We start from the raw sequence: 11,350 nt of genomic DNA on the forward strand, positions 1-11,350 counted from the left end.
CAGGAGGCGAGCAATGGGGTTGACGTGCGGATCGTCACTCAATGGCAGGTCATAGTGCGCGAAAGCACGTTGGGTAGCAGTGTTGAAGGGCGGCATTTCAGACTGGGATGCGGGGAACCATTGATCGGCCCTGTCATTTCTGACAGTAGCCGACAGCGTCGATCAGGCGTTTAGTTAACGCAGGCATCAACTGCGGAGTTCAGACCATGCCGATTCTGGCGGCGGGGATTCACACTCACACACCGAGGTTGACGGTCACCGATCCTCGTGGGTTGGTTGTGCGTTCGGTGGGTTACTGTCGTTCCATAGAGGGGAGTGAGCCTGAAGAGCGGGTCAATCGCAGTGCTTATGACGCCATGGGGCGTTTGGTCGAGCAGTCGGATCCGAGGTTGTGGGCGCTCAGTGGGGAAGATGCCGTAGCGCCGTCTAATCTGGTTAACCGTTATTCGTTGTCAGGGAAGGTCCTGGGTTCGCTCAGCGTCGATGCCGGCGAGCGAATCAGCCTGTTCGGCGATGGCGACCAGTTGGTCCAGACCTGGGATAGCCGGGGTAGCGAGCGACAGATTGAGTACGACAATCTGTTGCGCCTTGTAGCAATCTTTGAGCAGGGCGAAGACCATGCACCGCGCTGCACTGAGTGTTATGACTATGCCGATGCCAGCGCCGATCTCGCCACTCACAACCAGTGTGGCCAACTGATCCGCCACGACGATCCAACAGGCACCTTGACGTTGGACGAGTACGCCTTGACCGGCGGCGTGCTTGAGCAGACCCAGCGGTTTTTGAGTGCGCTGGAAATACCGGATTGGCCCCAAGCATTGCCGGCGCGAGATGCACTGCTGGAGCCCGTGGCGCAAGCGGCGACCAGCTCCACACACTTCAATCCGCTGGGCGATGTGCTGGAACAGACCGATGCCAAGGGCAACCGGCAACAGTTCGACTACACCTTCGACGGTCAGTTGCTTGCCACTCACCTGCAACTCAGCGCTCAAACAACGGCGAAGACCCTGGTCAGCGACATCCACTACAACGCCTACGGCCAGGTTGAACAGGAAACCGCCGGTAACGGCGTGATCAGCACGCTGGCCTACCGAGCCGAAGACGGCCGTCTGCTTCGGCTTCAAGCTCGGAATGGAACTGCAGCGGCGCTGCAAGACCTACGTTACAGCTACGATCCGGTCGGCAATGTGCTGAGCATTGAAGATGCAGCCTTGCCGATTCGTTATTTCGCCAACCAGCGGGTTGAGCCGAAAAAGCAGTATGACTATGACAGTCTTTACCAGTTGATCAAGGCGACCGGTTGGGAGGCGGGCACCGCTAGTCGAGGACCGGATTTCAATCGTTTCGACGACCCGGGTGCAGTTGCCAATTACCAGCAAACCTACCGCTATGACGCCGGTGGGAATTTGCTGGAATTGATCCATGTCGGCCCGCAAAGCCACAGCCGCAAACTGACGGCGGCTCGCTACAGCAATCGTTGCCTGCATGAACAGGATGGTCGGCCTCCCGCTGAGGAAGAGATTGCCGCTGCGTTTGATGGCAACGGCAACTTACTGGGCTTGCAACCGGGGCAGGCGATGAGCTGGGACTTGCGCAATCAGTTGCGCGAGGTGCGACCGGTTGAGCGTGAAAGTGCGGACGATGATCTCGAACTGTACGTGTACGACGGCGATGGTATGCGGCGACGCAAGGTCCGCACGACCCAGACCAACGCTCGTGCGTTGCTCTCTGAAGTTCGCTACTTGCCGGGCCTGGAAATCCGCACCCGCGAAGGTACTGGCGAAGTGTTGCAGGTGATTTGCGTCCAGGCTGGGCGCAGCGCCATGCAGATATTGCACTGGGAAACAGCGCCACCGTCCGGCATCGCCAATGATCAATATCGTTACAACCTGACTGACCATCTGGGTTCCAGCAGCCTTGAGTTGGATGGCGAGGCGGCGGTGATCAGTCAGGAAACCTATCACCCCTACGGCAGCACGGCGTGGTTTGCCGGGCGAAGTGAGGTGGAAGCGAGTTACAAGACCGTGCGTTACTCGGGCAAGGAACGGGATGCGACGGGGCTTTATTATTATGGATTCAGGTATTACGCACCTTGGTTACAGCGGTGGATCAATCCGGATCCTGCTGGGGGCGTGGATGGCTTGAATTTATATGCATTTGTTCGAGGGAGTCCTACTAGTCGTATTGATCAAAGCGGGTTATGGGGCATGGATGATCAGCAGCTCCAGCATTTTCGAGCGAATCCGCCTGCGGCAATCCCCGAAGGGCAAGAAACTCACTTGTATGCTGCACAAATGAATCAACAGATTGCCGCTAATGGTCTGGACGAGTTTGCCCCTTTAGAGCAAGTCGCGGTAACGGATGCATTATTCGAAGCACCTTCTGTGTTGAGGGACGCCCAGTTAATGCTGGAACAACATCCCAATTTAAGTGCGTCCCTCATGAAGGATTTTTTTGGCGAGGATTACCTCAAGGAGCGCTCAACCATTATCCATACATGGGCGAGGACAGAGAGGCTCCTAAGGCAATACCACAATACTGGATTTGGTCGGGGTAAATTTGTCAGGACCAGTGGGGGTAATGGCGGCACAGGATGGATCCATCCAGAAGATCGTTCAGGGCACATATTTATTCCCGACGGCTTTATGGGTGAATTTGATTTCAATAGAGTCATTACACTCATTCATGAAGTGAGCCACCTCTCTCGCGTCAATCGATTTGTCGGTGTGGGGGCGGCTACCCGAGATTTTTATTATCTGACCAGTGATTTGTTGTTGTCACTGCAGCGCGCTGCTGATATTGCTGGGCAGGGAAATGCAAAGGTGTCAGACCTAGAACTTACTGCTAAGGGATTTGTCGCGGAGGCTAATGAATGGGCGGGAATAACATCGACTACGGCGAGCTTTGATGAGTTTATGGCTGTCATTTATCATAATGTAACGCCGGGCTTGCGGTCTCATATGGCTGCCCGTAATGCAGATAGTGTTGCAGTGGCCGCTATGATGATGAGCGTTGCTTACAAGGCTCTGCATTTCACCCCCGATCCCACCCACGGCGGATAGGGGATGCAGCCAGCAGAGGTAACCATTTATCGGTACTGTCATTTTGACAGTGGCCGATGGCGTGGTCATCGAGAGCACGGGCGTCCTGGCGGACGCCATCGCCAGCAAGCTGGCTCCTACAGGGGGCTGTGTTGTGCCGGGGAGATGGGGGGCAAAAAAAGCCCCCGACCCCACCCGCCGCGGATAGGGGGGACGCAGCGAGCGGGGCGGGGGCCAAGAGAACGCGGGGCTACTGGGCGATGGTTTTCACCGGTAGATCCGTTTCAACCGCCGTCGAACGCCCGTACACATCCTCAAACCGCTCGATATCGTCCTCGCCCAGGTAACTGCCGGACTGCACCTCGATGATTTCCAGCGGAATCTTCCCTGGATTGCGCAGGCGGTGCACCGAGGCAATCGGGATGTAGGTCGACTGGTTCTCGCAGAGCAGAAACACTTTCTCGTCGCAGGTCACTTCCGCCGTGCCCGACACCACGATCCAGTGCTCGGCCCGGTGATGGTGCATCTGCAACGACAGGCACGCCCCCGGTTTGACCGAGATGTGCTTGACCTGGAAACGCCCACCCATGTCCACCGAGTCATAGGAACCCCACGGGCGGTAGACCTCGCAGTGGTTCTGGGTCTCGCTGCGGCCCTGTTCGTTGAGGGTGTTGACCATCTGCTTGACGCCCTGAACCTTGTCCTTGTGGGCGATCATCATGGCGTCCTTGGTTTCGACGACGACGATGTCGTCCAGGCCGATCACCGAGACCAGCTTGCCGTTGCCGTGGATCATGCAGTTGTGGCTGTCCTGGATCACCACGTCGCCTTTGCTGACGTTGCCGTTTTCATCCTTCTCATGCACGTCCCACAACGATGACCAGCAACCGACGTCGCTCCAGCCGGCGCTCAGCGGTACCACGCAGGCGCGCTGGGTTTTTTCCATCACCGCGTAGTCGATGGAATTGTCCGGGCACTGGGCGAAGGTGGCTTCGTCGAGGGTCACGCTGTCGCCGTCCTGGGTGCTGCGCTCCAGGGTCAGCAGGCAGGTGTCGTAGATGTCCGGGTCGTGCTTTTTCAGTTCTTCGAGGAAGCGGCTGGCACGGAACAGGAACATGCCGCTGTTCCAGAAGTAGCCGCCGGCTTCGACGAATTCGGTGGCGCGTTTCTCGTCCGGTTTTTCGACGAACTGCGAGACCCGGCTGACGCCTTCCGGCAGCAGCGCATCGTTGCTGGATTTGATGTAGCCGTAGCCGGTTTCCGGTTTGCTGGCCGGGACGCCGAACAACACCATTTCGCCGCGCTCGGCGGCGACGGTGGCCAGGGCCAGGGCGCGTTGCAGGGCTTTCTGGTCTTCGAGCACGTGGTCGGCGGGGAGCACCAGCATCAGCTCGTCGCGGCCTTCGTTGACCAGCAACATGGCGGTCAGGGCCACAGCCGGGGCGGTGTTGCGGCCGAAGGGCTCCATCAGGATGCGCTGGGCGGCGAGCTGGCGGTTGCTCAGTTGCTCGTTGACGATAAAACGGTGGTCCAGGTTGCAGACCACGATGGGGCTTTCCATGCCGTCGAACACCAGGCGTTCGAGGGTTTGCTGGAACAGCGTCTCCTTGCCGGTAAGGGCGAGGAATTGCTTGGGAAACTGCTTGCGCGAAAGCGGCCAAAGACGTGAGCCACTACCGCCTGAGAGGATTACTGGAATCATGGTGTTACTCCTTTAAGCAATCTATGGGTTAGAGCTACTGTGTTCTGTCGTTTCACTGTCTTGTTGTTGTTTCGTGCCGGGTTGCAGGACCAGCCACTTCCCCTGTGGCAAGTGGGCCTGTTGTGGCGAGGGGGCTTGCCCCCGTTGGGGGGCGAAGCAGCCCCAGAACCGGCCAATGGGTTTTTCCTGATGCACCGCGTTGCTCGGTTTCAGGGCCGCTTCGCACCCCAGCGCGGGCAAGCCCGCTCGCCACAAAGACCTCGTCTGGCTGGCTATTTGCGTCAATCAATGGATCTCCCGGCGAATTCATCAGCGGGTCGAAACCGGGCGCTTGACCCAGACCGGCGACAGGTTGCTGCCGTTGCCGGTGACGTAGAGCACCGCCGCTTCACCGCGCTCCAGGGCCACCGGCTTGAGGTCGCTGACCTTGGTGGCGCCGTCGTACAGGGCAAAGCTGACTTTCACCGGGTTGATCTCGCGCTCGCCGCGGCCCTTGGCCGCCACCGCCTGGACCACGTCGGTCTTGCCGTCCGCGGTCTTCAGGGTCAGGGCCTTGTCACTCAGGTTCTGCACCCGCACCAGGGACTTCTGCTTGTTCTTGAACGGCGGCTCTTCGATCAGTTGCGGTTGGCCGCCGGCGTTGTTGACCAGGGTGTAGTAGTGGTCGGCGGCCAGTTTCAGCGGCAGGGCCTGGCTGCCGATCTTGGCGCTGTAGTCGCCGCCGGGCATGAAGCTGAAATCACTGCTGGCCAGCGGTGCGACGTCGTTGATGGCGGTGGCGCCAACGGTGGCGCTGACCTCCTGGTTGCTGGCGTTGTAGATGCGCACGAAGCTCGAGCCTTTAGGTGCGACGGGGCCGTACAGCGCGGCGTCGCCACCGGCCCAGGCCGGCACGGACAGCAGGCTTATGCCCGCCGCCAGGGCCAAGGTTTTGACCAGGCGTTGTGGGGTGTTTTTACGAGTGACGTTGAAGGTCATGGCAAGTACCTCTTTCAGTTTTGCGCCTGTGCAGGCGACTCGGATTTAGGGGTGTTCTGGACCAGGTTCTGTTGACGGTTTCCAGCGGCTTTCAAGTGCGCGACCCACTGCGGGTCGGCATCGCCGATTTCGTTGTTGACCGGCAGGTAGCGCTCCGGGAATTCCCAGATCAGCAACTGCGGCGGTGAGTGCTTGAAGGCGTCGCTTTCCAGGTAGGCGAGCATCGGCAGGATCGGCCCGTGGCCGTCTTCGGCGTAATTCACCACGTCGCGGTGCAAGGCCTGTTTCAGTGCGCCGACAAAGTTCCAGTTCGGGTTGGCGCTGTAGCTGGTGCCAATCAATGCCACCGGGACTTCGTTATCAGCGAACAGCGCATCGTCGCTGGCCGGTTGGGCATCCGCCGCATGAGTGATGCGTTTTTCCAGCGGCTCCTGGGGCGGCATCAGGTGGCTGAACAGCGGGTCCAGCGGCAGGAACAGGGTCAGGTCGCCCTTGTGCTGCTCAGTCTTCTCGGCCTCGGTGACAAAGCGCAGCGGTGTGCCACTGAGCGGGCTGTGCTGTTCGATGGCGTTGGCCAGTTGCGTCGCGGCGATTTGCGCGCCGTCCGGGGTCCAGTGGGTGTCGGTACGCAGGAACACTTGCCGGCCTTGGTCCTTGGCCTGTTGCAGCGGGCCGAGCAGGTCGGGGGCGAGGATCCGGTCGGCGGCGACGTGGTTGTGGAAGTCCTGGTAGAGGTTGGCGTGAATGCTCGCCGGGCGGACGTCACCCAAGTGTTCCGGGTACAGGCGGACCTTGGCCGGGACAATCGCCATCACCAGTTTCACGCCCTTGGCCTTGAGGGTTTGGCGCACGCCTTCGACCAGGGCGTAGTTGTCCTGCAGGTTCTGCTGCTCGCCGGCGATGGGGTTGAATTCCTCGTCGCTGTAGAGCCACTGGTCACGGCCCAGCACCACGCCGGGACGGCCTTCGTTGAACAGCTTGAAGTCCAGCGCGGCCCAGAGGTTGGTGCCCAGGCGCTTGATCGGGAATTCGCCGTCGTAACGGGTTTCCACCGCCTTGGTCCAGCGCCCGTCGAGCAGGGTCGCGTCGGGGTTGGTGCTGAAGCCGATGAAGCTACGCAGGGACCATAGCCCCAGCGCCAGCAAGGTGGCGAGGAACAGGGCGATGTAGAGGATGCGGAATGAGCGGGTCATGGTCGGCGGCCTCAGAACTGGAAGTAGAGGAACGGCGAAAAGCTTTGCGCCGAGAGTTTGAGAATCGAGGCGATAAACAGCAGCAGCACCAGGGCGCGCATCACATAACGCGGCCCGTTGGCGACCCAGTAGGCCGGTTGCACCTGGGCCTCATGGCCGACGCTGTAGCCGGGTTCGTGAATGCTGCTGGCGACTTCGCCAGGGGCGGCTTTGATCAGGCCGGGTGGGTTGAAGCGGGTGAGCGCTGCGCCCTGGGTCAGGTCCGGTTGCGCAGTGGCGGGGCCGTCTGCGGGCGTGGCTTTCGGTGCGGGCGGCTTGCTGTAGAAGTCCCGCAGGCCGAAGAACGCCAGGGTGGCGTAGGCCAGCACCAGGGTCGCCACTTGCAGGCCGGTGAGGCTGGCGCGGTTGAGTTCCGACAGCGACCACTCGCCGAAGCTGAACATGGCGCCGTACATGCGTGCGGCGACGTGGAGGTTTTCAGCGCGGAAGGTCACCCAGCCCATGATCACCAGGAGGAAGGTCAGGGCCCAGCGGATCGGGTTGAAGCGCCGTGGCGAGGTGTTGATGCCCAGGGCTTTTTCGATGGCCAGCCACACGCCGTGCCAGGCGCCCCAGACGATGTAGGTGAGGTTGGCACCGTGCCACAGGCCGCCGAGCAGCATGGTCAGGAACAGGTTGCGGTAGGTGATCAGCGTGCCTTTGCGGTTGCCGCCCAGGGTGATGTAGAGGTAGTCCCGCAGCCAGGTCGACAGGCTGATATGCCAGCGCCGCCAGAACTCGGTGATCGACTGGCTGATGTAGGGCTGCTTGAAGTTCTCCATGAAGCGGAAGCCCATCATCAGGCCCAGGCCGATGGCCATGTCGCTGTAGCCGGAGAAGTCGAAGTACAGCTGCGCGGTGTAGGCCAGGGCGCCGAGCCAGGCATCGCCGGTGGTCGGGTGTTGCAGGGCGAAGCAATGGTCGGCGACCACCGCCAGGGTGTCGGCGATAAAGACTTTCTTGATAAAGCCCTGCATGAACCGCGTGGCGCCCTCGGAGAATTTGTCGAGGGTGTGGGTGCGGTTGTTGAACTGGTCGGCGAGGTCGCGAAAGCGCAGCACGGGGCCGGCGATCAGGTGCGGGAAGATCGCCACGAAGGCCGCGAAGTCGATCAGGTTGCGGGTTGCCGGGGTGTCGCCACGGTAGACGTCGATGATGTAGCTGATGGACTCGAAGATGTAGAACGAGATGCCGATCGGCAGCAGCACGTGGGTCAGGATGAAGGGTTCGAGGCCGAACGAATGCATGATCGCATTGAGGCTGTCGACGCCGAAGTTGGCGTACTTGAAGTAGCCGAGGATGCCGAGGTCGATGGCCACGCCGAGCAGCAGCCAGCGTTGCGCGGGTTTGCTGCGCACGCCAGCGGCGCCGACCTTGAGGCCGATCCAGTAGTTCCACAGGGTGACGCCGGCGAACAGGGCCAGGAAGTCGACTCGCCACCAGGCGTAGAAGATGTAGCTGGCGATCAGCAGCAGCAGGTTGCGATAGCGTTGCCCGCTCAGGTAGTACAAGCCGAGAAAGATCGGCAGGAACAGGAACAGGAACACGTTGGATGAAAATACCATCCCGATCTCTCCTTGTTTCATCAACGGTCAAGGGCCAACGGCCCCCCCAAACCCCCCGTGAAGACTTGGGGGATGTATTGCCTTCAACAGCACTTATGGTTTTGCGACTGACACTGATTTGTGGCGAGGGGGCTTGCCCCCGTTCGGCTGCGAAGCGGCCGTAAAACCGTTCACACCGACCTGGCTGATACTCCGCGCCGTCTGGATCTAGGGGCGCTTCGCACCCCAACGGGGGCAAGCCCCCTCACCACAATGAGTTCGCGTTTACTCAGTACCGTTCTTGTTGCCCTTCTCATGCGCCGGGTCGTAGACCTTGGTCAGGTCGCCGCCCAGGCGAAAGGTCTTGAACGGCTGCATCGCATGCTTGTGTTCGATCACTTCCGGCGGGCAGGTGTAGAGCGTGCAGAAGGGCTCCAGCCAGGCGAATTTCGAGTCGACCTTGAGGTCGGTCATGTCCTGTTCCTTGCCGTTTTTGGCCTGGAACTCCGCGGGGTTCTTGACCCCGGCCAGCACCCGGTCACCCAGGCGTTTGAGCGCGCCATTGTTTTCCTGGCGCAGGTCGACGCCGTTGGCCAGGGCAAAGCTGGCGATCATCGCCAGGGGCGGCAATGCATAGTTGTGATAAGCCAAGGCCCGCTGCTGACGCTTGAGTTCGTTGGGCAGGAAGCCTTGCGCATCGACCTGGTTGGCGCCGACCTTGTATTCCTTCACCGCCCAGTCGAACAGGTCGCGACGGTCGGTGGCGACGGCGGTCGCCATCACCGACCAGGCCGCCCAGTACGAGTGGTTGTTGGTTCTTTCCAGCGGCAGGTTGTCCCAGTCGCTGATCACCTGGTCGGCCAGCTGGCTGAACCAGGCCTCGATCTGTTGCGCTTCCTTCTGGTGGGTCGCCAGCGGATGGGAGTCGGAGAACTTCAGGCGGATATAGGCCGAAGCCATGCTGCCCAACGCCCATTTGCGCATGGACTTGCCGGTGTGGTTGAAGTCCTTGGACATCAGCGCGTCGGCCTGGGCCCAGGCGGTCAGCCAGTTCAGGGTGCAGTTCAACTCTTCCGGGCGACCGTCACGCATGAACTGCATCACCCGCTTGCTGGTACCGCGCTCCATCTTGGTGATGTCGGAAGTGGTGTCGCGAAAGGCCTTTTCCGACTGCACGTTCAGGGTCGAGCGGGCCTTGTCGGAACCCTCGTATTTGCTGCGGAACTGCAACGAGCCGGTGTAGGGCGGGGGCATGGTGTCACAGCCATCGCTGTTGTCGCCGCTCTTGAACTTGTCGACGGCGGCCAGGTAACCCTGGGGCGGACGCAGCGGCGCAGCGGCCTGGACGGAACCGGCGAGCATCGCCAGGCCGAGCAGTGAAGGGGCAAGCAGTGTGCGCAGTTTCATCGGTAGGCTCCTCATAACCCGGCCTGTGCCACGTGGGGCTCGGCGCTGGGGAATACGTTGCGTTTGCAGATCTTCGCCTCGACTTGTTGCGGGGCGCCGCCGGCTTCCGGGCCCTGGACTTCGACGGCCAGCAGGTTCTGCTCGGCCCAGTCTTCGTCGGTGCGCAACTCAAAGGCGAAACGTCCATCCGTCTCGGAGGTTTGCGGTTTCTCGATCTTGATGTCCTCGTGGCGCCCGTTCATGTACCAGAGGGTGGCGTGCAGGGTTTTCACCGAGGTGTCGGCGAAGCGGATGTCGACCTGGTGTGCGCGGTTGCGCAGGTCGCGGTTGTTGCTGTTGACCAGCAGTTCGTTCTTGCCCGGTTTGACCGTGGTGCTGGCCGTCATGTCGGCGTTTTTGCCTTCGCAACCGTTGTCGAGTAGCGACATCATCTGCCGGTAGATGGTTTCCTGGTCCAGGCGATACAGCGGCGAGAATTCCCAGATGAGGATCTTCGGCGGGGTCTTCTGGAACGCTTCGCTGCCCAGGTACTGCAACATCGAACCTTCCAGGCCGCCGCCGGGGAAGGCGACGTTGAGGATGTCGGCACCGATGTACTGTTCCAGGAAGCCGGCGAAGTTGTAGTTCTTGCCGCTGTGGCTGGTGCCCACCAGGGTGATCTGCGGGTTGCCGGCATCGCCGAACAGGTCACCGTCCGCCGCTTCGCCCTTGGGCTCGGTGCTGAACTGTTCCATGTACTGGATCGCGTAGCTGGTGCCGCACAGTTGGCCGGCCATGTTGTGCAGGGTGCCGGTCTTGCCCATGCGTCCGGAGACCTTGGTCTCGAATTCACGCTGGGGAATCTCGGCAAAACCCGGGATCTTTTTCACGGTCTCGGCGACGATCTTCGCGGTGCGCTCGGCACCGTACGGGGTCCAGTGCTGGTCGCCGCGGAAGTAGAAATCGTGGGCCTGTTGCTCGTTGGTCAGCGGTGACAGATCAGGCACGTGGTAGCCCATTCTGGCGAAGCGTCCGAGCATGGCCTGGTAGTTGCCCAGGGCTTTTTCATAGTCGAACTTGGCGCGTTCGGCCGGGAACAGTTTGTTGCGGTCCACCAGGCCACGGGTCGGCTGGTAGACCACCACCAACTCGACGCCCCTGCTCTTGAAGGCATCGTGCAGTTGTTGCAGGCGTCGGTAGCCGGACGGTGTGGTGTCGAACTCGGTGCGCAGGTCTTCCTGGGTGCGGAACAGCCAGTCGCCCTGGGCCTGGACCAGGGTGGTGAAGTTCTGCTGGTAGCGGCTGACGTAGTTTTTCGCGTCATGGGCTGCCGGGCACAGGCTGCAGCAGGGCTCGGCGCTGAAGCTCGGCGCCTGGACTTCCTCGGCCTTGAGGCTGCCGCTGGCGGCGAAGATCGCCGCGGCGAGGCCCGACAGGCCGAGCAGTTTGATCAGATGTGGGTTCATA

7 protein-coding genes are annotated in these 11,350 nt (G+C 61.0%); 1 reads left to right on the forward strand and 6 read right to left on the reverse strand.

The features are described from left to right. Nucleotides 1-206 precede the first annotated feature (206 nt). Nucleotides 207-3,062 carry an RHS repeat domain-containing protein gene (locus tag HX866_RS01170; protein WP_256344790.1) on the forward strand — a complete coding sequence of 952 codons (2,856 nt, stop codon included), beginning with the start codon at nucleotides 207-209 and terminating at the stop codon, nucleotides 3,060-3,062. 229 nt (nucleotides 3,063-3,291) lie between these two features. Here HX866_RS01170 and HX866_RS01175 read toward each other — a convergent pair whose 3' ends face one another. The 6 genes from HX866_RS01175 to HX866_RS01200 all read right to left on the reverse strand — a co-directional run bounded on the left by HX866_RS01175 (nucleotide 3,292) and on the right by HX866_RS01200 (nucleotide 11,349). Continuing rightward, nucleotides 3,292-4,743 carry a mannose-1-phosphate guanylyltransferase/mannose-6-phosphate isomerase gene (locus HX866_RS01175; protein ID WP_177137785.1) on the reverse strand — a complete coding sequence of 484 codons (1,452 nt, stop codon included), beginning with the start codon at nucleotides 4,741-4,743 and terminating at the stop codon, nucleotides 3,292-3,294. 309 nt (nucleotides 4,744-5,052) lie between these two features. Next, on the reverse strand, nucleotides 5,053-5,721 hold the full coding sequence (locus HX866_RS01180) for an alginate O-acetyltransferase AlgF (protein ID WP_177126582.1): 669 nt from the start codon (nucleotides 5,719-5,721) through the stop codon (nucleotides 5,053-5,055). Nucleotides 5,722-5,735: 14 nt separating this feature from the next. Next, on the reverse strand, nucleotides 5,736-6,914 hold the full coding sequence (locus HX866_RS01185) for an alginate O-acetyltransferase (RefSeq protein ID WP_177126580.1): 1,179 nt from the start codon (nucleotides 6,912-6,914) through the stop codon (nucleotides 5,736-5,738). Nucleotides 6,915-6,925: 11 nt separating this feature from the next. Further along, the gene (locus tag HX866_RS01190; protein ID WP_177137787.1) at nucleotides 6,926-8,518 is read right to left on the reverse strand and encodes an MBOAT family O-acyltransferase; all 1,593 of its coding nucleotides are present in this window, start codon (nucleotides 8,516-8,518) and stop codon (nucleotides 6,926-6,928) included. Between the two features lie 264 nt (nucleotides 8,519-8,782). Continuing rightward, nucleotides 8,783-9,904: a mannuronate-specific alginate lyase gene (locus HX866_RS01195; protein WP_371318821.1), complete on the reverse strand. Its 1,122-nt coding sequence runs from the start codon at nucleotides 9,902-9,904 to the stop codon at nucleotides 8,783-8,785. Between the two features lie 11 nt (nucleotides 9,905-9,915). After that, entirely contained in the window at nucleotides 9,916-11,349 is a 1,434-nt protein-coding gene (locus HX866_RS01200; RefSeq protein WP_177093112.1) for an alginate O-acetyltransferase, read from the reverse strand. Nucleotide 11,350 lies beyond the last annotated feature (1 nt).

This window comes from Pseudomonas gingeri, assembly GCF_013386165.1.
Classification (GTDB): domain Bacteria; phylum Pseudomonadota; class Gammaproteobacteria; order Pseudomonadales; family Pseudomonadaceae; genus Aquipseudomonas; species Aquipseudomonas gingeri_C.

Excerpts from the sequence above, each read along its gene's own strand:
- HX866_RS01185 (WP_177126580.1), bottom strand. The coding sequence starts at position 6,914 with ATGACCCGCTCATTCCGCATCCTCTACATCGCCCTGTTCCTCGCCACC.
- HX866_RS01170 (WP_256344790.1), top strand. The coding sequence starts at position 207 with ATGCCGATTCTGGCGGCGGGGATTCACACTCACACACCGAGGTTGACG.
- HX866_RS01175 (WP_177137785.1), bottom strand. The coding sequence starts at position 4,743 with ATGATTCCAGTAATCCTCTCAGGCGGTAGTGGCTCACGTCTTTGGCCG.
- HX866_RS01190 (WP_177137787.1), bottom strand. The coding sequence starts at position 8,518 with ATGGTATTTTCATCCAACGTGTTCCTGTTCCTGTTCCTGCCGATCTTT.
- HX866_RS01195 (WP_371318821.1), bottom strand. The coding sequence starts at position 9,904 with ATGAAACTGCGCACACTGCTTGCCCCTTCACTGCTCGGCCTGGCGATG.
- HX866_RS01200 (WP_177093112.1), bottom strand. The coding sequence starts at position 11,349 with ATGAACCCACATCTGATCAAACTGCTCGGCCTGTCGGGCCTCGCCGCG.
- HX866_RS01180 (WP_177126582.1), bottom strand. The coding sequence starts at position 5,721 with ATGACCTTCAACGTCACTCGTAAAAACACCCCACAACGCCTGGTCAAA.